This window comes from Amycolatopsis pretoriensis, from assembly GCF_900107925.1.
Taxonomy (GTDB): Bacteria; Actinomycetota; Actinomycetes; order Mycobacteriales; family Pseudonocardiaceae; genus Amycolatopsis; species Amycolatopsis pretoriensis.
In genome coordinates, this window is sequence record NZ_FNUJ01000004.1 from 809,901 (window position 1) to 830,416 (window position 20,516).

General features: G+C 70.8%; 19 protein-coding genes. 12 read left to right on the top strand and 7 right to left on the bottom strand.

Translation table 11 applies throughout. The features are described from left to right. Nucleotides 1–38: 38 nt before the first annotated feature. Complete coding sequence (locus BLV96_RS21490; protein ID WP_086678846.1) at nucleotides 39–485, bottom strand: MarR family winged helix-turn-helix transcriptional regulator; 447 nt, start codon at nucleotides 483–485, stop codon at nucleotides 39–41. 83 nt (nucleotides 486–568) lie between these two features. Here BLV96_RS21490 and BLV96_RS21495 point away from each other — a divergent pair, with 83 nt between their 5' ends. The 4 genes from BLV96_RS21495 to BLV96_RS21510 are packed head-to-tail and all read left to right on the top strand — an operon-like array spanning nucleotide 569 to nucleotide 3,823. Next, entirely contained in the window at nucleotides 569–1,534 is a 966-nt protein-coding gene (locus tag BLV96_RS21495; protein ID WP_086678847.1) for a ring-cleaving dioxygenase, read from the top strand. Beyond that, nucleotides 1,531–2,133, top strand: a complete 603-nt coding sequence (locus BLV96_RS21500; protein WP_086678848.1) for an alpha/beta hydrolase — start codon at nucleotides 1,531–1,533, stop codon at nucleotides 2,131–2,133. Before BLV96_RS21495 ends, BLV96_RS21500 begins: the two co-directional genes overlap by 4 nt. A 42-nt stretch (nucleotides 2,134–2,175) precedes the next feature. Further along, the gene (locus BLV96_RS21505) at nucleotides 2,176–3,315 is read left to right on the top strand and encodes a dipeptidase (protein ID WP_086678849.1); all 1,140 of its coding nucleotides are present in this window, start codon (nucleotides 2,176–2,178) and stop codon (nucleotides 3,313–3,315) included. A gap of 46 nt (nucleotides 3,316–3,361) precedes the next feature. Beyond that, entirely contained in the window at nucleotides 3,362–3,823 is a 462-nt protein-coding gene (locus tag BLV96_RS21510) for a LapA family protein (protein ID WP_086678850.1), read from the top strand. Nucleotides 3,824–3,886: 63 nt separating this feature from the next. On the opposite strand, the gene BLV96_RS21515 is transcribed toward BLV96_RS21510, so the two are convergent. Beyond that, nucleotides 3,887–4,708 carry a maleylpyruvate isomerase family mycothiol-dependent enzyme gene (locus BLV96_RS21515; protein WP_086678851.1) on the bottom strand — a complete coding sequence of 274 codons (822 nt, stop codon included), beginning with the start codon at nucleotides 4,706–4,708 and terminating at the stop codon, nucleotides 3,887–3,889. Between the two features lie 73 nt (nucleotides 4,709–4,781). On the opposite strand from BLV96_RS21515, the gene BLV96_RS21520 reads away from it, so the two are divergent. The 8 genes from BLV96_RS21520 (at nucleotide 4,782) to BLV96_RS21555 (ending at nucleotide 16,571) form a co-directional block, all read left to right on the top strand. Beyond that, nucleotides 4,782–5,573 (top strand): Abi-alpha family protein, encoded by a 792-nt coding sequence (locus tag BLV96_RS21520; protein ID WP_086678852.1) that lies wholly within the window; start codon nucleotides 4,782–4,784, stop codon nucleotides 5,571–5,573. 4 nt (nucleotides 5,574–5,577) lie between these two features. Beyond that, on the top strand, nucleotides 5,578–6,813 hold the full coding sequence (locus BLV96_RS21525) for a DUF445 domain-containing protein (RefSeq protein WP_086678853.1): 1,236 nt from the start codon (nucleotides 5,578–5,580) through the stop codon (nucleotides 6,811–6,813). 109 nt (nucleotides 6,814–6,922) lie between these two features. Further along, entirely contained in the window at nucleotides 6,923–10,045 is a 3,123-nt protein-coding gene (locus tag BLV96_RS21530; RefSeq protein WP_086678854.1) for a patatin-like protein, read from the top strand. Nucleotides 10,046–10,227: 182 nt separating this feature from the next. After that, nucleotides 10,228–10,785: a diaminobutyrate acetyltransferase gene (gene ectA, locus BLV96_RS21535; protein ID WP_341866095.1), complete on the top strand. Its 558-nt coding sequence runs from the start codon at nucleotides 10,228–10,230 to the stop codon at nucleotides 10,783–10,785. A gap of 15 nt (nucleotides 10,786–10,800) precedes the next feature. Next, complete coding sequence (gene ectB / locus BLV96_RS21540; RefSeq protein ID WP_086678855.1) at nucleotides 10,801–12,054, top strand: diaminobutyrate--2-oxoglutarate transaminase; 1,254 nt, start codon at nucleotides 10,801–10,803, stop codon at nucleotides 12,052–12,054. Between the two features lie 12 nt (nucleotides 12,055–12,066). Next, nucleotides 12,067–12,453 (top strand): ectoine synthase, encoded by a 387-nt coding sequence (locus tag BLV96_RS21545; RefSeq protein WP_086678856.1) that lies wholly within the window; start codon nucleotides 12,067–12,069, stop codon nucleotides 12,451–12,453. 30 nt (nucleotides 12,454–12,483) lie between these two features. Next, a complete protein-coding gene (thpD, locus tag BLV96_RS21550; RefSeq protein ID WP_086678857.1) occupies nucleotides 12,484–13,386 on the top strand; it encodes an ectoine hydroxylase in 903 nt (300 codons plus the stop codon). 410 nt (nucleotides 13,387–13,796) lie between these two features. After that, nucleotides 13,797–16,571 (top strand): AfsR/SARP family transcriptional regulator, encoded by a 2,775-nt coding sequence (locus BLV96_RS21555; RefSeq protein WP_086678871.1) that lies wholly within the window; start codon nucleotides 13,797–13,799, stop codon nucleotides 16,569–16,571. Nucleotides 16,572–16,857: 286 nt separating this feature from the next. On the opposite strand, the gene BLV96_RS21560 is transcribed toward BLV96_RS21555, so the two are convergent. From BLV96_RS21560 to BLV96_RS21580, 5 genes are all read right to left on the bottom strand, one after another. Further along, nucleotides 16,858–17,526, bottom strand: a complete 669-nt coding sequence (locus BLV96_RS21560) for a DUF4190 domain-containing protein (protein ID WP_086678858.1) — start codon at nucleotides 17,524–17,526, stop codon at nucleotides 16,858–16,860. A 250-nt stretch (nucleotides 17,527–17,776) separates the two neighbouring features. Continuing rightward, nucleotides 17,777–18,658, bottom strand: a complete 882-nt coding sequence (locus BLV96_RS21565) for a hypothetical protein (RefSeq protein ID WP_086678859.1) — start codon at nucleotides 18,656–18,658, stop codon at nucleotides 17,777–17,779. Further along, nucleotides 18,655–19,131, bottom strand: coding sequence for a DUF6932 family protein (locus tag BLV96_RS21570; RefSeq protein ID WP_086678860.1), 477 nt, complete (start codon nucleotides 19,129–19,131; stop codon nucleotides 18,655–18,657). The genes BLV96_RS21565 and BLV96_RS21570 overlap by 4 nt, the downstream gene beginning before the upstream one ends. Before the next feature lie 57 nt (nucleotides 19,132–19,188). Further along, on the bottom strand, nucleotides 19,189–19,590 hold the full coding sequence (locus BLV96_RS21575; protein WP_244180375.1) for a cytochrome c biogenesis protein CcdC: 402 nt from the start codon (nucleotides 19,588–19,590) through the stop codon (nucleotides 19,189–19,191). 4 nt (nucleotides 19,591–19,594) lie between these two features. Next, nucleotides 19,595–20,332, bottom strand: a complete 738-nt coding sequence (locus BLV96_RS21580) for an OmpA family protein (RefSeq protein WP_244180377.1) — start codon at nucleotides 20,330–20,332, stop codon at nucleotides 19,595–19,597. Nucleotides 20,333–20,516: the final 184 nt, after the last annotated feature.

Below are 20,516 nucleotides of genomic sequence, written 5' to 3' on the forward strand. Positions count from 1 at the left end.
CGCTGCGAAAACCGCTGACCAGCGAGCCTTTTTCAACGTCAGGCGTTGAATGCGCGCAGTGTCCGCATCGCTTCCGCGAGTGGCTGCGCGTCGTCACCCAGCGGAGCCAGGACAATGCGCCGCAGGATCTCCGCCGCCGCCGAGCGGGCCTTGTTCGCCATGTCCAAGCCGTGGTCGGTCAGCGCCGCGAACGTGACGCGGCGGTCGTCCGGGCTCGGGACGCGGCAGATCAGGTCCGCCGCGACCAGGCGGTCGGCCACCTTCGTGAAGCCGCCGCTCGACAGCGCCGCCTCGGTGGCCAGCTTGGTCATCGGCATCCGGTGCTCCGGCGAGCGGACCAGGCGCAGCAGGATGTCGAACGACGCCGGCGCGAGGCCGAGGCGGTCGGCGATCTCGCCCATCAGCTTGTCCTGCGTGGCCAGGTAACCCTCGATGACCAGGCCCCACCACGTGACGATCTCGTCGTCGTCGGTCTTCGGATCCACCGCGTCAGCCTACCCGAAAGTCTGTACGGAATATATCTTGCGAGCGAGAGGTTCTGCGGTTACCTTACGAAGAGGAGGCAACCATGTCGATCAAGACGTCCGGCCTGCACCACGTCACCGCGATCGGCGGCGCCCCGCAGCGCAACGCCGACTTCTACCTGCGGACCCTGGGCCTGCGGCTGGTGAAGACCACCGTGAACTTCGACGACCCGGGCACCTACCACCTCTACTACGGCGACAGCTCGGGTAAGCCGGGCTCGCTGATGACGTTCTTCCCGTGGCCCGACGCGCCGAGCGGCCGCCACGGCACCGGCCAGGCGACGACCACGTCGTTCTCCATCCCCGAAGCGTCGCTGGGCTGGTGGAAGCAGCACCTCGCCGCGAACCGCATCGAAACCGGTCAGGTCCGCAACGCCGACAACGAAGAAACGATCACGTTCCGCGATCCCGACGGCCTGCGGCTCGCCCTGGTCGCGCACCCGCAGGGCGACCCGCGCGACCCCTGGGACACCGAGCTGGTCCCGGCCGAGCACGCCATCCGCGGGCTGCACTCGGTGACACTCTCGGTGACCAAAGAGGACGCCACGGCCGGCATGCTCACCGACGGTCTCGGCCTCTCCTTCGCCAACCAGGACAGCAACCGCCTGCGCTTCGCCGCCGGTGACGGTGGCCCGGGCGCGCTGGTCGACGTCCTCGTGACGCCGGACGCGCCGCGTGGCCTGGTCGCCGCCGGCACCGTGCACCACGTCGCCTGGCGCGCGCCGGACGAAGAGACCCAGAAGACCTGGCGCGAAGAGCTCGTCGACCAGGGTGTGCACGTCACGTCCATCCTGGACCGCCAGTACTTCCGCTCGATCTACTTCCGCGAGCCGGGCGGCACGCTCCTGGAGGTCGCGACCGACGAACCGGGCTTCGCCATCGACGAGCCGCTGCTGGAGCTGGGCCGCGCGCTCAAGCTGCCGCCGTGGCTGGAGCCGCGCCGCGAAGAGATCCAGCACATGCTGCCCAAGCTCGACCTCCCCGCCGAGAACAACCCGGAGCTGTCATGACGCTGGAGCACAAGTACGTCGAGGGCTCGCCGGACGCGCCGCTGCTGCTCCTGCTGCACGGCACCGGCGGCAGCCCCGACGACCTGCTCGGCCTGGCGCGCGAGCTGAGCCCGGACTCCGCCGTGCTGGCCCCGGCCGGCCCGGTGTCCGAGCACGGCGCCGCGCGCTGGTTCCGGCGGCTCGCCGAGGGCGTCTTCGACCACGAGGACGTCGTCAAGCGCGCGAACGAGCTCGCGGACTTCGTCGTCGAAGCCCGCGAGAAGTACGGCCTCGGCGACCGGCGGCTGGTCGCCGTCGGGTTTTCGAACGGTGCCAACATCGCCGCCGCGGTGACGCTGCTGCGGCCGGAGGTCGTCCGCGAGGCCGCGTTGTTCGCCGCGATGTCGCCGGTCCCGCAGCCGCCGTCGCACGACTTGAGCGCGACGCGGGTCTTCCTGGTCAACGGCGAACGCGACCCGATGGCGCCGCTGGCGTCCACCGAGGAGCTGGTCCGGCTGCTGCGGGAGCGCGGTGCCGACGTCGTCACGCAGCGCCACCCCGGCGGGCACCAGATCACGCTCGACGGCGTCCGCGCGGCCGCGAAGTGGATCATGACCTGACGTTTGTACGGAGCGTATACCGGCGCGCCCTACGATCGGGCGATGACTAACGAGGCACTACAGCGTGCTACGAAACTGCTGGACGCCGTCATCCTCGCCGACGGGCACAACGACCTGCCCTGGGAACTGCGGATGCACGGCGGCCCGAACCCGGTCGAGGCGGCCGCGTCGCTCGACCTGACCGTCCGGCAGCCCGCGTTGCACACCGACTTCCCGAAGCTCGCCGACGGGAAGCTCGGCATGCAGTTCTGGTCGGTGTACGTGCCGTGCGAGTTCGAGGGCCACAGCGCCGTGACGGCGGTGCTGGAGCAGATCGAGGTCGTGCACCAGCTGGCCGAGCGCTACCCCGACCGGCTGCGGCTGGTCGACACCGCGGACGAGGCCGAGGCCGCGTTCGCCGACGGCCGGATCGCGTCGCTGCTCGGCGCCGAAGGCGGGCACAGCATCGCCGAGTCGCTCGGCGTGCTGCGGATCCTGCGCCGCCTCGGCGTCCGCTACATGACGCTGACGCACAACTACAACACCACCTGGGCCGACTCGGGCACCGACGAGCCGGTCCACGGCGGGCTCACCGAATTCGGCCGCGACGTCGTGCGCGAGATGAACAAGATCGGCATGATGGTCGACCTCTCGCACGTCGCGCCGTCGACCATGCGCGCGGCGATCGAGGTCAGCTCGGTGCCGGTGATTTTCAGCCACTCGTCGTGCCTCGCGGTGAACGACCACCCGCGCAACATCCCGGACGACGTCCTGGCGCTGCTGCCCGGCAACGGCGGCGTCGCGATGACGACGTTCGTGCCGGCGTTCATCTCACCGAAGGTCACCGCGTGGGACCAGGAGCTGAAGGCGGCCATGGCCGACGCGGGCCAGGACTACCGCAACCTGACCCTGCGCGGGCAGTTCGTGAAGGAGTGGGACGGGCCGGCCAAGCCGAAGGCCACCGTCGAGGACGTCGTCGCGCACGTCGAGCACGCCCGCGAGGTCGCCGGCGTCGACCACATCGGCCTCGGCGGCGACTACGACGGCGTCGGCTCGCTGCCGGAGGGGCTGGAGGACACGTCCAAGTACCCGGTGTTGTTCGCGGCGCTGCTCGAGCGCGGGTGGAGTGAGGAAGACTGCGCGAAACTGGCCGGGAAGAACACGCTCCGCGTACTCCGGGAGGTCGACGGCTTCGCCCGTTAGGGGGTTTGGCACGGCGCTCCCCGCGCACCGGACGGACACTGAGGACATGACGCACGCGCGCGGGGGCGCGGCCGACCGCCCCACCGGCCCCACCAGTCACGACCTGCCCGGCAACGACGGTCCCGGCCGTCACCAGCTGGGCGAGAACGACGTGCCCGAGGGCGCGCTCGAACCCGCGGAGCTGCGGGCGGGCGACGTCCGGCCCGGCGCCGAGGAGGTCACGCCGGTGCGTCCGGCGCCGAGCAGGCCCGCGGCCACCAAGAAGGCGCGCCCGACGCGGATCAGCGGCACCTGGGTCGCGGTCATCGCCGGCCTGGTCGTGCTGATCGTGCTGCTGATCTTCATCCTGCAGAACCTGGACTCGGTGACCGTGCACTTCTTCGGCGCGGACGGCAGCCTGCCGCTGGCCATCGCGATGTTGTTCTCCGCGATCGGCGGCGCGGTGCTGGTCGCGCTGATCGGCGGCGCCCGGATCCTGCAGCTGCGGAAGCAGGCCCGCCGCCGCTAGGTGTCACTTTCCCTATAAAAGCTCCGCCCCTCCGGTGGGAGCTTTCATAGGGAAAGCTCCGCTTCAGACGATGATCGACGTCATCGTCAGGACCTGTGCGCAAACGTTTTCGTCGCCGGTCGTGCGGACGCGGCCGACGTCGGCGGTGTTCTTCGTGCAGAGGCGCCAGAACGTGTCCAGGTCCGTCGTCACCGTGGCCAGCGGGGTGCGTGACGGCGGGGCGCCGCGGTCGAGCGTCCAGCCGTCGCGCTCGCGGCGGGCGTGCCACTTGCCGGCGCCGGTGACCGTGTAGCCGACCTGCTTGCCGACGCGGGCGTCGACTTCGCGCAGGGTGTGCGGCAGTGCGCGGACGAACGTGTCGGCGATCGGCTCGGCGTACTCGGCTTCGAGCGGGGTGTGTTCCAGGGCCTCGCGAATCTGCACGTGGTGGACCCAGAACTCCGAATAGTCGCGGGCCGCGTCGAGCCAGCGCGGCGCCGGTTCGTCGCCGGCCCAGCTCACCGGTATGCCGAGGGCGCCGAGGTCGAGCTTCGCCCAGTACTCGGTGGTCTGGCCCATGAACTCGTACATCATCGTGAGCAGCACGTCCGTCGAAAGCCGGCGGCACGCGACGACCCACTCCTCGTTGATCCGGTCGATGAACCGCGGGAAGGCCTCACCCGGACGGGGGGCATCTGAGGAGTGCCCGTCGCGGCCGCGGGACAGCCGGCCGACCTTGTCGCCCAGCAGGTGGGCGGCGACGTCCTTGACCGACCAGCCCGCGCACATCGTCGGGCGCGTCCAGTCTTCGTCGGTCAGCGCGCCGAGCAGCGTCATCAGCGCCTGTTCCTCTTTCGAAAAGTACGGGAGGACGTCGATCGGCGGACCCCAGCGCGTCGGACTCATGTGTGCATCCAAACACCGCCGTTCGGCCTACCCACAGGTAGCATCAGCCGCGTACGCAGAGGGGAGTGGCCTGGTGAACGCAGAGCGACCGAACGGCCGGGGCACCGGCGACGAGGTGGCCGACCTCGCGCGCCGCGCCGGGCAGCTGGCCGGCTGGGCCGCGCGCACCGGCTTCGCGCTGGGCCGCAAGCTCCCCGGCGTCGAGACTGCCGAACGCGGGGTGCGGCAGGTCGAGCGCCAGCTGCTGGCCGAGCTGCGCCGCCGGCTCGACGAGGTCGACGACCCGTACCACGCGGCCCTGACGGCGGCGTCGGCGATGAACCGCCCGGCGGTGCCCGGCAAGGTCGAAGCGTCCGTGACGCTCGTGCCCGCGCGCGACAACCACGTCGAGCCGTTGCGCGCCGCGATGGCCGAGCTGCTCAACCACTCCATCGGCTTCGGGCGGGACCGCGCCCGCGAATACTTCTACGCGATCATCCTGCGCCAGCTGACGCCCGACGAGGCGCGCATCCTCTCCGCGCTGTCGGACGGCTCGCCGTTCCCCGCGATCGACGTCGTCGAGCGGACCGGCATCGGCGGCACGGGCCGGGTCGCGCTGCGCAACGCGTCGACGGTCGGCAAGGCGGCCGGGGTGTCGCTGCCCGACCAGGTGCCCGGGTATGTGACGCGGCTGATCGGGCTGGGCCTCGTCGACCTCGACGAAGAGGTGCCGTCGCTGGAGACGCAGTACGAGATCCTGCTGACCGACGAAACCGTGCGCGACGCGGAAAAGCACGTCAAGCGCGCGAAGTACGTCCGGCGGACGATCCACATTTCGCGCCTGGGTGCGCAGTTCTGGCAGGCCTGCGACCCGAGCTTCGCCTAGCCGGATGGGGGCCTTCCTCAGCGGCATCCTCGCCGACTTCGCGCAGCACTGGCCCCTCTACGTCTCGATCCCGATCGTGGCCGCGCTGATCGGCTACGGCACCAAGCTCGTCGCCATCCGGATGATGTTCCAGCCGGTGGAGTTCATCGGCGTCAAGCCGTTCCTGGGCTGGCAGGGCATCGTGCCCAAGCGCGCGGCGCGAATGGCGAGCATCGCGTGCGACACGATGACCGAGCAGCTGATCAAGCCGGCCGAGGTCGTGGCGCGGCTGGACGCGTCCCGGATCGCGCAGGAGATCGAGAAACCGCTGCTGGCGGGGGTCGAGGACATCGTCCGCGAGGTGGCCGGGCACTACCAGCCGGGGCTGTGGGAATCGCTGCCGGTGCGGGTGCAGCGCCTGGTGATCGAGCGCGTCCAGCACGAGTCGCCGCGCATGGTCGCGGCGGTGCTCGACCTCATCAAGTCCGATGTGGACAGTGTCTTCGACCTGAAGGGCATGGTGGTCACCAGCCTGGTCAAGGACAAGCGCCTGCTGAACCGCATCTTCCAGGAGGCGGGCGCGAAGGAGTTCAAGTTCATCGCGCGCTCCGGCCTGGTCTTCGGCGGCGCGATCGGCGTGATCCAGATGGTGGCGTGGGTGCTGTTCAAGTTCCCGCCGATCATGCCGATCTTCGGTTTGTTCACCGGCTGGTTCACGGACTGGCTGGCGTTGCGGATGATCTTCTACCCGATCGAGCCGCGCCGGTATTTCGGAGTCGAGTGGCAGGGGCTGTTCCTGAAGCGGCGCGCGGAGGTCGCGGAGGCGTACGGGTCGTTGATCGCGAAGGAGATCATCACCCCGCACAACGTCATCGAGGCCATCCTGCACGGGCCGTTGTCGGACCGGGTGCTGGCGTTGATCCAGCGTCAGCTGGACCGGGAACTCGGGAGCGTGGCGAAGCCGTTGCTGGTGTTCGCGGTGGGTTCGCGCAAGTACCAGGACGTGAAGCTGGCGATCGCGTCGCAGATCATGTCCCGGTTGCCGGAGACGATGCGGTACATCGAGGACTACGCGGCGGACGCGATGGACATCCGGAACGTGCTGGTGTCGAAGATGAAGGAACTGTCACCGCGGGAGTTCGAGCGGTTGCTCCGGCCGGCTTTCGAGCAGGACGAGTGGATTCTGATCGCCACCGGCGCGGTGCTGGGGTTCGCGGTCGGTGAGGGCCAGGTCCTGTTGCTGGAGCACTTGGCGGCCTGAGCCCGGACGGGCGAGGAACTCCACCCGAACGGCCGTACACCCGGACGTATCCCAGTGCTCACCTCGCGCCTCTACTCTGCGTCAGGACGACGACCGGGCGGGGGAGCCCATGACCGAGACGGCGGAGACGCAGGCGGACGCACTGCCCCGGCAGGAGATCCGGCTCGCGATGACCATGGTCGGCGGCGCCAGCCTCGCCGTCTGGATGGGCGGCGTCGCGAGCGAGACGTCCCAGCTGCTGCGCGAGGCCCGGGGCAGCGCGCCCGCCGGCCTCTACCGGAAGCTGACCGGGCTGCTCCGGGCCGACCTCTCCGTCGACGTCCTGACCGGGACGAGCGCCGGGGGCGTCAACGCCGCCTGCCTCGGGCTCGCCGAAGCCTTCGGCTCCACCCCCGAATGCCTGCGCGACACCTGGATCTCGACCGGCTCGCTGGACAACCTGACCCGCGACCCCGCCGAGCCCGACCCGCGGTCGCTGCTCGACGGCGACCGGGTCCTGCTCGACGGCGTCCGGGGCGCGCTCGAGCAGATCGTGCGGGGCGGGCAGCCGGCCGCGGCGGGCGCGGCCGACCTCACCGTGCTGCTCACCGGCACCATGATCGACGGGGAGAGCACCCGCTACGAAGACGCGCTGGGCAACCTGGTCCGGGACACCGAACACCGCATGCTCTTCCGGTTCCACGGTGACCAGTGGCGCACGGCGAAGGTGGTCGCGCCGCTCGCCCTCGCCGCCCGGTCCACCGCCTCCTACCCGGGCGCGTTCGAGCTGTCCCGGGTGCCCGTCGGTGCGGACCAGGCGGACGAGCAGCACCCGGACATGGGCCCGTACACCGCCCTCACCCGCTCGCACTGGGTCACCGACGGCGGGGTGCTGCTCAACAAGCCGCTCCGCCCGGCCCTGCAGGAGATCTTCGCCCGGCCGGCCGCCGCCGACGTCCGGCGGCTGCTGCTGTACGTCGTGCCCACCGGGGAACGGGAAGCCGAGGCGCACCCCTGCGACCCCAAGGACTTCCCGCTGCTCACCAACACCATGGGCAAGGTCGTCACCGCGGTGATGAGCCAGTCCATCAGTTCCGAGCTCGAGGAGCTTTCCCGGCACAACGCCGGTGTCACGCGGACCCGGGACACCCGGGTCATCCTGGCCGGGCTCGGGTTGCGTGGTGGCGCCGAGTCCCTGATCGACCAGCGGCTGTCCGCGGCCTACCTCGAACGGCGGACGGCGGCGGACGCGGCCGAGCTGGTCGAGCTCGCCGCGCGGCGGTACGCGCAGTCCCGTGTGGACAGTCCGGAACTGCAGTGGTTCACCGGGATGTCGGTGTCCCTGCGCCAGACGGTCGCGGCCGGGCTGGCGCAGGGGGTGCCGATCGAGCCGCCGGCCACCCGGATGTCTTCGGCCGCGCTCGTCCCGTACCGCACGTCGGCCCTCGCCGACGCCGTCGCCACCGGGCTGCAGCTGATCAACGCGGGCTTCCGCCTCGGTCCCGAAGCGGCCGACGCGGCGGTCCTCAACCAGGCCAGGGCCGAGCTGCACCGCGCCCGGATGGACTCCGCCCGCGAGGAGAAGCTGGACCAGTGGGTCATGGCCCACGCGGCGCCGGAACCGGACCAGACGCTCGCGACGTGGCTCCGGGAGCTCGCCCGCGAATGGGCGCTGCTCGGCAAGACGCCGGGGCTCGCCGACGCCTGGTCCGCCGTCGTCGTGGCGCTGCGCACCACGGCACCCGCCTTGCGGCGCCTGGTCGAGGAGCGTCCGGACGACAGCGACACCGTGCGGACGCTGCTGGACTGGCTCGCGCTCGACGGCGAACCCGACGACGACGTCGTGCGGGCGCGGCTGCTCGCCCTGCACGTCGCCGGCCGCGGGCTGCTGGCGGAGGCGCCGGCCGTCGACCAGCGGGCCGATCTCGTGCAGGTGAGCGCCGACTCGCGATCGTTGCTCGACATGGCGCGCCGGCGCTCGTGGGACAAGCTGACCGGCATGCAGGCGGGCTACTTCGGCGCCTTCTACAAGGCGTCCTGGCGCGCCAACGACTGGATGTGGGGCCGGATCGACGGCGCCGGCTGGCTCATGCAGGTGCTCCTCGACCCGGTCCGGCTGCGGAACCTCCGGGACCTCGCCGGGCGCGACGCGTTCCGCGAGGAGGTGCGGTCCACCTTCCTGGCGATCGGCTGGTGCCCGCCGCGGGAGGCCGACAACCTCGAAAAGGCCGACGTCGACGTGCTGACCTGCCAGCTCGGCGAGGAGCTGGCCTTCCTGGGCCTCGATGCCCGGCTGGAGCCGCTCGAAGAAACAGCCACCGCGGAGCCCGCGAGCATGCCGGTGACCGCGCTCGTGCTCGCCCGGGCACGGCAGCTGGAGATCGCGCGGGCCGAGCTGCCGGTCGTGTGCCGCCACGCGGAAGACGACGTCGTCAAGGAGAAGGGCAGCGACAAGAAGTCGAAGGTCTTCCGCGGGCTGGCCAAGCCGGAGCTGCCCCTCGACGGTGACGGCCAGACGCAGCAGACCTTCCAGGCGTGCCGCGTCTCCGCCGAACGGATCTCCGACGAGCGGGGGTCGCCCCTGCTGGTCAAGACCATGATCAAGCTGGCGGCGGCCGGGGTCAACGCGGCGGCCGCGACGGTGCCGCCGTCGACACCGAAGGCCGCGAAGTCGATGGTCACCGCCGTGCGGGCCACCGCCCGCAGCACCTGGCGGATCACCAAGGGCTCGATGGCGCTCAAGACGCCGGGCACCATCGTCGCGGCGGCGCTGGCCCTGGTCGCGGGGCTGCTGATGGGCGGCAACGGCAGCGTGGTCGTGGGCCTCATCGGCTTGCCCGTGCTGGCCGGCGCGGTGGTCTTCGTCGTCGTCAACGTGCTGCTGATGTCGAAGAAGTCGCCGCTGGTCTTCGCCTACCTGCTCGCCTTGCTGGCGGTGCTCGGCCTGCTGCTGGCGCCCTTCTTGCCGGTGCTCGCGCGGCCGTTCTTCGGCTGGCTGGGCTCGGTGGTCGCGGGCTGGGGCCGTGGTGACGCGCCGGTCTGGTGGGTCGTCTTCGTGGTCGTCCTGCTGCTGCCGTGGGTCGTGCCACCGCTGGGCACGCTGTGGCGGTGGGCCCGCCCCGGTGACCGCCGGCCGGCGGTGCCCGTGGGCGGGGCGAAGGCCGAGCCGGTCGTCCTGGCGACCCCGGCCACCGTGACCGCCCCGGACGCGACCGCGGCGGCACCGGAACCGGCTCCCGAACGCACACCGTGAGGGCTTGCCACGGCCCGTCGCCTTGCGATCACGGCTCCGAAGGTTCATCGTGCGCATAGGTCGTGAGCCACGCGCGAACGGCCCAGGCGCGCGTGTGCCCAAGCACCGCCGGATTCAAACATGTTTGTGGGCCTGCTCACCGGGTACTCCGCGTCGCCGCAGGTCATCACGGGGGTCGTGAGCTGCGTCGCTGGCGAGCGGAAAATTCTCTGTTACGTTTCCTGAGTATGTCCGTAACGCACTTGATCGAATCCCCGACCAAGGCGGACGGCGCGGAGCTGTGGAGAATCGCGCGCGATTCCGCCAAGCTCGATCTCAACTCGCCGTACGCATACATGCTGTGGTGCCGCGATTTCGCCGAGTCCTCGGTCGTCGCGCGTGAAGACGGCAAGGCGGTCGGATTCGTCACCGGCTACCGCAGACCGGGTGAACCCGAGGTCGGGTTCGTCTGGCAGGTCGCGGTCGACGCGTCCCAGCGCGGGAAGGGCCTGGCAGGGAAGCTGCTCGACGCCCTGTACGACCGCCTGGTCGACGCCGGCGTGCGTTACCTCGAGACCACCATCACCCCGGACAACGAAGCGTCCATCCGGCTGTTCACCTCCTTCGCGAAGCGCTGGGAGGCCTCGGTGGAAACCACCGTGCTGTTCGACGGCACGGATTTCCCCGGCGACGGTGAACACCTACCGGAAGAGCTTTACCGCATCGGTCCGCTGAAGCCGCGCAATGATCCGGGCGAGTAGGAGAAAAGAAACGTCATGAGCATCTTCGAAGAGCTCGAATCAGAGGTCCGCAGCTACAGCCGCGGCTGGCCGGTCGTGTTCGACCGCGCCCAGGGCAGCTGGCTGTACGACGAAAGCGGCAAGGGCTACCTCGACTTCTTCGCCGGCGCCGGCGCGCTCAACTACGGGCACAACAACCCGCAGCTGAAGCAGGCGCTGATCGACTACATCCAGCGCGACGGCGTCACCCACGCCCTGGACATGTTCACCGTGGCCAAGCGCGACTTCCTGCAGTCCTTCCGCGACAAGATCCTCGACCCGCGCGGCCTGAACTACAAGGTCGTCTTCCCGGGTCCGGGCGGCGCGAACGCCGTCGAGGCCGCACTGAAGCTGGCGCGCAAGGTGACCGGCAAGGAATCGGTCATCAACTTCACCAACGCGTTCCACGGCATGACGCTGGGCGCGCTGTCGGTCACCGGCAACTCGATGAAGCGCGGCGGCGCCGGCGTCCCGCTGGTGCACGCCACCCCGATGCCGTACGACAAGTACTTCGACGGCGCGATGCCGGACTTCCTGTACTTCGAGAAGCTCCTCGAAGACTCCGGCAGCGGGCTCAACGAGCCGGCCGCGGTGATCGTCGAGGGCGTGCAGGGCGAGGGCGGCATCAACGCCGCCCGCCTGGAGTGGCTGAAGGGCCTCGACGACCTCTGCAAGCGCCACAACATCCTGCTGATCCTCGACGACGTCCAGATGGGCTGCGGCCGCACCGGGCCGTTCTTCAGCTTCGAGGACGCCGGGATCAAGCCGGACATCGTCTGCCTCTCGAAGTCCATCGGCGGCTACGGCATCCCGATGGCGCTGACGCTGATCAAGCCGGAGCTCGACGTCTGGGAGCCGGGCGAGCACAACGGCACGTTCCGCGGCATCAGCCCGGCGTTCGTCACCGCCAAGGAAGCGATCGACGTCTACTGGAGCGACGACGAGCTCGAGAAGTCGACCAAGGCCAAGGGCGAGCGCATCGCCGCGGCCTTCTCCGGCATCGTCGAGGCCTACCCCGAGGCGGAACTGTTCGCCAAGGGCCGCGGTCTCGCGCGCGGTATCGAGTTCCAGAACGGCGACCTGGCCGGCCGCGTCTGCGCGGAAGCGTTCGCGCGCGGCCTGCTGATGGAAACCTCGGGCCCCGACGGCGAAGTCATGAAGCTGCTGCCGCCGCTGACCCTGACCGACGACGAACTGACGCAGGGCCTGTCGATCATCGACGAGTCCATCAAGGCCGTCCTGAAGAAGTAAAGGAGATCGCCCGTGCTCGTCCGCACACTCGACGAGATCACCGACACCGACGCCGACATCAAGACCGAGAACTGGCGGAGCAAGCGGATCATCCTCGCCAAGGAGGGCGTCGGCTTCTCGGTGCACGAGACCACGCTGTACGCGGGGACGGTCAACGACTTCTGGTACGCGAACCACATCGAGGCGGTGTTCATCACCTCCGGCGAGGGCGAGATCGAAGACCTCGCGACCGGTGAGGTGCACCAGCTCAAGCCCGGCACGCTGTACCTGCTCAACGACCACGACAAGCACCAGGTCCGCCCGAAGACCGAGATCAAGTGCGTGTGCGTGTTCAACCCGCCGGTGACCGGCCGCGAGGTCCACGACGAGAACGGCGTGTACCCGCTGATCACCGAATAAGAACCGGAGAGGAAACAGGAGGCGAAGCCCGTGACGCTGACGGACACCCGGGTCGACGACGGTTACCCGACCCGGATCACCGGTACACCGGCGCATCTGCCGCGCGTGCACCCCACCGTGTGGGGTACCGAAGCCGACGGCCCGATCGACGCCGCGACGCTGGCGAACCACGAGACCAAGGGTTACACCGTGGTCGACGACCTGCTGTCCGTCGGGGAGGTGCAGACGTACTGGCAGGAGCTGGTGCGGCTGTCCTCCGACGCCGAGCTGGCCAGGGACGAGCGCGTGATCACCGAGGCGAAGACCGGTGAGGTCCGGTCGATCTTCGACGTCCACGAGATCTCCGCCCTGATCGCCGAACTGGTGCGCGACCCGCGCGTGCTGGACCGGGCCCGGCAGCTGCTCGGCTCCGAGGTGTACGTCCACCAGAGCCGCGTCAACTACATGCCCGGGTTCAAGGGCACGGGGTTCTACTGGCACTCGGACTTCGAAACCTGGCACGCGGAGGACGGCATGCCGTCCCCGCGCGCGGTCAGCTGCTCCATCGCGCTGACCGACAATTACCCGTTCAACGGCGGCCTGATGATCATGCCGGGCTCGCACCGGACGTTCGTCCAGTGCGCCGGCGAGACGCCGGAGGCGAACTACAAGAGCTCGCTCAAGGACCAGCGGGTGGGCGTGCCGAGCGAGGACGACATCACGAAGATGGCGGCCGAGCACGGCATCGACCAGTTCACCGGCCAGGCGGGCTCGGCGTTGTGGTTCGACTCGAACATCATGCACGGCTCCGGCAACAACATCACCCCGTACCCGCGCTCGAACATCTTCCTGGTGTTCAACAGCGTGGAGAACGCGTTGCAGGAGCCGTTCGCGGCGAGCGCGCCGCGACCCGCGTTCATCGCCGGCCGCGACTCGACCCCGATCTCGCGCTGAGCCGCACCGACCCGGCGGTGACCGACCCGGTGCGCTTTGTTACCGTGTCGCCACCGCGTGGGCGTGTGGTCCGCGCAACAGACGTCTTCGCGGACGATCGGCGGGTGCTTCGCTCGGGGTGAGCTCACCCGCCCGGTCGCCTGGGAAGACGACGGGCGGACCGTGCCCCCTGACGGCCCGGCCGGAGGCTTCACCACGACCCCCTACCAGCGGATCGGGACCGCCGGTAGGGGGTCGTGTCATGTCCGCCGGTGGATGTCGCACCGCTTCCCGCTGACCGCTACGGAATTCGCAGAAAGCCCAAAACTCCTGGTACCGGCCCCGCTCGACAGCCGGTGACCACGGTAGGTTGATTTCCGGCGAGGGAGACGCCGAACCGACCGTGGACCCCCGGGGAGGTGGGCGCGAGCATGGCCGAATGCCGGTTCCAGCTGCTCGGGCCCGTCCAGCTCTTCGCCGGTGACGTCGCCGTCCCGATCGGCGGTCCCGGCGTCCGCGGCCTGCTCGCCCTGCTCGCGCTCAAGCCCGGCAAGGTCGTCGGGCTCGACGAGATCATCGACGCCCTCTGGGGCCACGACCCGCCGGCCAGCGCGCGGACCATCGTCCACGGCAACGTCTCCCACCTGCGGCGGATCCTGCGTGACGTCGACGGCCCGAGCATCCTGACCGCCCCGCCGGGCTACCTGCTGGCGGTCGAGCCCGAGCGCGTCGACGTCCACCGGGCGCGCAGCCTGCTGGACCGCGCGTCCCTCGCCGGCCCGGAGACCGCCGCCGCGCTGCTGGCCGAAGCGCTCGCGCTCTGGCAGGGCCCGGCGCTGGGCGGCGTGCCGGACTCGCTGCGGGCGCCCGAGCTGGAGGACCTGCGCCTGGCCGTGCACGGCGCCCGCGTCGACGCCGACCTCGACCTCGGCCGGCACGCCGAGCTGATCGTCGAGCTGAGCCCGATCGTCCGCGCCGACCCGCTCGCCGAGCGGACCGCCGGCCAGCTCATGCGGGCGCTGTACCACGCCGGGCGGCGCGGGGACGCGCTCGAGCTGTACCGGACCGTCTCGCGCGCCACGCTGCGCACCCTGGGTGTCGAGCCCGGCGCCGAGCTGCGCTGGCTGCACGAGCGCGTCCTGAACGACACCCTCCCGGAGCTTTCACGTGAAAGCTCCCACCTGCGGGCCGAGCTTTCACGTGAAAGCTCGGGCGACGAGCGGGGGCAGCCGGTGTCGCAGCTGCCCGCAGCGGTGCCGAGCCTGGCCGGGCGCGCCGACGAGCTCGCCTGGCTCGACGGCCTGGTCACCCGCGCCGAAGCGGGCGAGACGACGATCGCCGTCGTCACCGGGACCGCCGGGGTCGGCAAGAGCACGCTGGTCGTGTGGTGGGCGCACCGCGTCGCGCCGCGCTTCCCGGACGGCGTGCTGTTCGCGTCGCTGCGCGGCTTCGACCCGCACCACTCGCCGCTGGAGCCGGCCGAACTGCTCACGCAGTTCCTGCTCGGCCTCGGCGTCGAGACCGCGAAGATCCCCGAGCTGCTCCACGAACGCGTCGCGCTCTACCGGTCGCTGATCGCCGGGCGGCGGATGCTCGTGCTGCTGGACGACGCCCGGGCCGCCGAGCAGGTGCGTCCGCTGCTGCCGCCGAGCGCGCGGACGATGACCGTCGTGACGAGCCGGTCGCGCCTGGACGGGCTCGCCGTGTCGAACGCGGCCAAGCAGCGCGTCCTCGGCACGCTCGCGCCCGACGACGCCGTGCGGCTCATCGAGGAGCTCGCCGGCCCGGCCGTGCTCAACCACGCGCTGGCGCGCCTGTGCGGCTACCTCCCGCTCGCCCTGCGGATCGCGGGCGCGCGGCTCTCGGCGAGCGCGCAGCGGACCGCGGAGGAGCTGGTCGACGAGCTGGGCAACGAACGCACCCGGCTGGCGGGACTGCAGGTCGAAGGCGCCGACGACGGCGTGCGCGCCGCGTTCGACGTCTCCTTCCGCGGTCTGCCGGGCGAGATCGCCGAGACGTTCCTGCAGCTGGGCGCCGTGCCCGGGGTGATGGTCGGGCCGCACCTGATGGCCGCGGCCGCGCAGATCCCGGTCGCCGAGGCCCGGCGGCGGCTGCGCGCGCTGGCCGCGCACAACCTCATCGAGGAAACCGCCCGGGACGTCTTCGTGCCGCACGACCTCGTCTGGCTCTACCTGCGCGAGCTCGCGGAACAGGAGCTGGGCGAGAAGGAACGCGACGAGGCGCTCGGCTGGACGGTCCGCTACTACCAGGCGGTGGCCGACCGCGCGCGGCGCCGGCTGGGGCACGTGGCCGACCCGCTGGACTTCACCGGCGTGCTCGCCGAGGAGGCGATGCCGCCGCTGACCGGCTTCGGCGAGGCGCAGGAGTGGTTCGCGGCCGAGTGGCCGAACCTCCTCGCGGCCCTCGACGCCGCGTACGCGGCCGGCCGCCACGACGACGTCTGGCGGCTCGCGCTCCTGGGCCACACCTACCGCGTGGTGTGCCCGTTGCTGGACGAGTGGACGCGGATGGCCGACCTGGGGGTCGCGGCCGCGGAAGCGGCGGGCGACGTCGAGGGCCAGTGCTGGCTGCGGCTCGCGCGGTGCGAGATCGCGCTGGTGTTCGAGCTGCCGGGCCACGGGTTCGCGGACGCCGAACGGGCGTCGGAACTGTCCGCGCGGGTGTCGGACCCGAGCCTGGTCACCTCGGCCGACCTGCACCTGGGACGCGCGCTGAGCCGGCGCGGCGAGCACCAGAAGGCGATCGACCGCCTGGCGAAGGCGATCGCCGAGGCCCCGGACGTCACGCTGCGCGGCCAGGCGCTCAGCAGCTGCGCGCAGGCGGAGAAGCGGGCGGGCCGGCTGGCCGAGGCGGTCGCCCACCAGCTCGCCGGGCTGGCGATCGACCGCTCGCTCGGCGACGACGACCGGGTCGTGGTGGCGCTGGACAAGCTGGCCGACCTGAGCCTGCGCGCCGGCGACCTGGAGGCGGCGGAGCGGCACGTCTGGGAGGCGATCGACCTCGCGATCAGCCGGGAGTTCGTGGCCCGCGAGGGCGCCTTGCGGCTGACGCTGGGGCGGGTGCTGCGGGCCCGGGGCGATCTCGACGGCGCGCGAGAGCAGCTCGCGTTGTCGGTGCGCATTTACGAACGGGTCCACCCGAAGCTCGTCGGAGAGGTGCGGAGCGAACTCGCCGAACTCCAGTGAGGGCTTTCCGCGACAACTCCGCGCCGGAGATCGACTTTCGTGAAGAGAGTTGCGAATGGATCACGGCCCACGGCATCCTCGTGAATCCTTAGTGGATTCTTAGTGCCCCCGGGCGGCGTCCGCGTAGGTTCGGCAGTGCCGGCTGAGCCCTAGGGGAGGGGCAGGCTGAGACGCCGGTGCCGGGCCCCTGCGGGAAAACCCCGCCGGGGCCGGGAGCCGCCAGGAGCGGCTCGTGGCGGCCCGGCCGGCCGACTTGGGGGTAGGCCGGCCGGTCGCCAGGCTCGCCTCAGCTCACGTTCGCCGTGCAGAGCGCGATCGTCGTCCCGCTGTTTTCCGCGACCTTCTTGCCGTCGACGAGAATGGCGCAGCTGATTTCGTTGGTCATGTTCGAATTGCGCGTGTCGGCGGTCAGCGTCAACAGGTACGAACCATTGTTGTAGGACGCCCCGCCCTCCCAGGCGTCGGTGCTCGCCGGCGCGTTCTCCGTGCGCTGGTCCGACAGGCTGCCGTAGCGGACGGTCGCGCCGCCGGCGGAGGTCACCTGGAACGTCACGGTGTGCTTGTCCCCGCTCGCCGCGGGCATGTGCAGCCCGGACTCGCCGCCGCTGAGGAAGGTCGAGTACAGCAGCATCCCGGCCGCCGTCAGCAGCGCGGCGATCGTGGCCACCAGCGCGGTGATCGCGAGCCCGCGGTCGCCCACGGTGCCCTTCTTGACCTGGACCAGTCCGGCGATCGCCAGCACGAGCCCGATCCCGGCCAGCGGCCACGCGACGAACTCGACGTCCGGGACGAACGTGACGACGAGGGCGGCCACGCCCAGCAGCAGGCCGACGATGGCCAGGATGTTCCGCCCGGGTTTCGCGTTGGCCTGACGACGCTCCGTGGCCGTCACCGGTGGCGCGGGCCGTCCGTGGCGCGCGGCGGTCGGCGGCGGGTACTGCGGGTCGGTCATCATGCGGGCCCCTTCGGGTGGGAGTGCGACGACGTTAACCCATAAGAGTGCCCGCGAACGAAATTGTTACATTCTGGAAAAAGTCATTGTCCCACCATTTCGCGCGAAGTACCGGTATTTCCTGACATCTCGCGCAGGGTGTGGCCAGGTGATCAATGGGGAGAATATCGGGGTTCCCACTGTTTTCGTGGCCGGACGGCCTACGACGACCGTCGGTTCCGGTGTTCAAGACGAAAGTCGCAACCTGGACTTTTCAGTCGAAAAGGCTCACTTCGGGGGTGATTTCGAGGAGCTCGAAAACGGGCCGGCCGCGCCGCCCGTCGATCGTCGTCGTGCGCACGACGCGCAGCCGGGCGGTCACCGGGCGGTCGAGGTTCTCCTTGATCTGGTCGAGCAGGTCCGGCGCCACCGCGCCCTGGATCGTCCCGCCCGGCTCGCGGTCGAGGTAGAAAATTCGGCGCCGCGTGCGGACGCCGTCGAGCCGGCCGCGCACGGTCTCGTAGCCGACCGCCTCGCGCGACTCCCGGAGGCTGCCCTGCAGGATCCGCGCCTGCTCGGTGGTCATGCTGCGGGTGACCTGCTCGCCCGCCGTCGGCGTCAGCGCCATCCCGATGCCGGCGTTCTTCGCGACGGCGTTCACGATGTCGCTCACGGCGTTGCGGACCGTGTCGCGCTGCAGCAGCACGGCGTCGAGCGCGCCGTCGTCCGAGCCGTTGGCGGGCAGGAAGTCGCAGAGCTCCTTGACGGCGCGTTCGGACAGCGTCTCGATGCCGTCGACGATCAGCGCGTCTTCGGCCACCGGTTCCGGGAAGCCGAAGAAGATCGCGTTGCCCGCCTGGCCGCGCTGGATCAGCGGCGCCTTGTCGCGGTCGGCCTGCTGGACCTGGGTGACCTCGCCGGAGGGGTTCCGGATGATGTGCCCGATCTTGGCCGTCGCGTCCTGCAGCGCGCGGCTGATGTCGGAGAAGGTGTAGGCGTCGATGGTCTGCTCGCCGATCACCGAGACGTGCAGCAGCGGCGACCGGGACGTCCGCTCGAACTTGGCGTTCGCGGCCATCGCCGAGGCGCGCGCCAGGTCGTCGAGCCACGTGCCGCCCGGGATCTCGTCGGCGATGCGCCGGAACTCGTTCCTCACCAGATCATCTCCGGGTAGCCCCTGCCGCCTTCGGCCCAGACCTCGGCCCAGACGTCCTCGTCGCCGGGACGGCAGAGGAAGCCGTCCAGCATGCCCCCGACCGGTTGCACCTGATCCAGGTACATCGCCGGCTGCCCGACGATCACGCCGCGCAGGGTGAGCAGGCCGTACAGCGCCGACCGGCCGGCGTCGTCGAGCCGCTTCAGGGCGCCCCACTCGTCCGGGATGAGGACGACGTCGAGGCTCTGCGGCGGGTGCGCGCCGCGCGTGATGAGCTCGCCGCCGATCCAGGCCCGGCCGGACGGCATGATCCGCCGGGCCACGCCGAGGTAGCTGTTGAGGGCGCTGAAGAGGATCTCGCGCTCGTTCTGGTGCGGGGCGTCGAAGACCAGGCGTTCGTAGACGTCGGCGAGGTCGCAGGCGTGGCGGCCCGGCGGCAGAACCAGCTGGGGCGTCCAATGGGGGAGCGCCACGCCACCCCCTTCTCAGCCCTCGCTCACAGTGCGTAGCCGAACTTACCAGGATGGGTGTCAGCCACCGCGCCCAGGCTGCTGCGGCCACTGCGGGGTGGCCTCTTCGGACTCGGGCCAGGCGGGTTCTTCCTCGGTCGGCCAGTCTTCGGCCTGCGCCCCGCGCTGCGGCGGCAGCGGCAGGTGGCCCTCGCGGTGGCCGACGGGCTCGGGCTCGTCGTCCTCGTGGACGTCGTGGGGCCGTTCGGTGCCGGGCTGCATCCACGCGGCGGGGATGAACTGGGTCTGCTCGGCGGGCTCTTCGTAGTGGTCCTCGACCACCGGGACGGGGTCGGTCTCGGGGTGCGGTTTCGGGCGCTGGGCGGTGCGCAGGACGAGCCACGAGGTGAGCGCGCCGAGGGCGAAGGCGACGATCAGCCACAGCCAGATCTGCCCGAACAGCCACACCATCTGCTCACTCACCCCTTCAAACGACGGTGATTTCGACGCGCCGGTCTTCTTCGCCGCCCGCCGGGCGTGTGTCGCCCAGCCCGCGGTAGGTCACGCGCTTGGTCGTCAGCCCGTTGGTGGTGAGGATCCGCGTGACGGCCCTGGCGCGGTCCCGGGAGAGCTTGAGGGCGCCGCTCGCACTGCCGGTCCCGCGGGCGGCGTGCCCGGTGACGCGGTACCGGAAGGTGTCGGGCGACTTGGCGAGCGCGACGGCGACGGCCCGGGCGGCTTGTTCGCCATCGGGGGTGAGCCGGGCGCTGTCGGGTTCGAAGGTGATCGGCGCTTCGGCGAGCATGCGGTCGATCTCGGCTTGGACGCCGGCCTTGTCGGTGGGCGGCGGCGGAGCGGTGGCGCTGGTGGTGGGCGGCGCGGTGGTGGTCGGAGCCGGCGCGCTGGTGGGCGGCGGCGTGCTCGTGCTCGGGGCCACCGGGACGACGTCGCCTTGGAGCTGGGCGGCCCGCACGCCATCGACGTTCTGGACGACTTCGAGGGCCCGCAGGGCTTGGTCGGGCGGGAAGCCGCTGAGGGTGGCGTCGCGGCCGTCGAAGGTAACGGAGCCTTTTCCGAGGCCGGCTTGCGTCAGGGCAGCTTGGGCGTCGGCGGTGAGGTCACGCTGGATGTTCCCGGCTTGGGCCCAGGTGACGACCCCCGCCAGCAAGGCGGTGACCAGCACCGCGATCGGGACCACGAGGATCCAGCGACGACCACCGGACATAAGGGGACTGTAAGCCGGGTGGGGCGGGTTGGCGACCCGGGGAAGGGTGGTCTTCCACAAGTTGTCCCCAGGCAAGTCGACATGTGGACAACTCGGGGCGCGGTGATCGGTTGAGCACGGTGTGTCGGGAGGGGCCGATAGAATGGACTCGGGGACGCCCCCCTGGGCGCGGCGGGGAATGTCT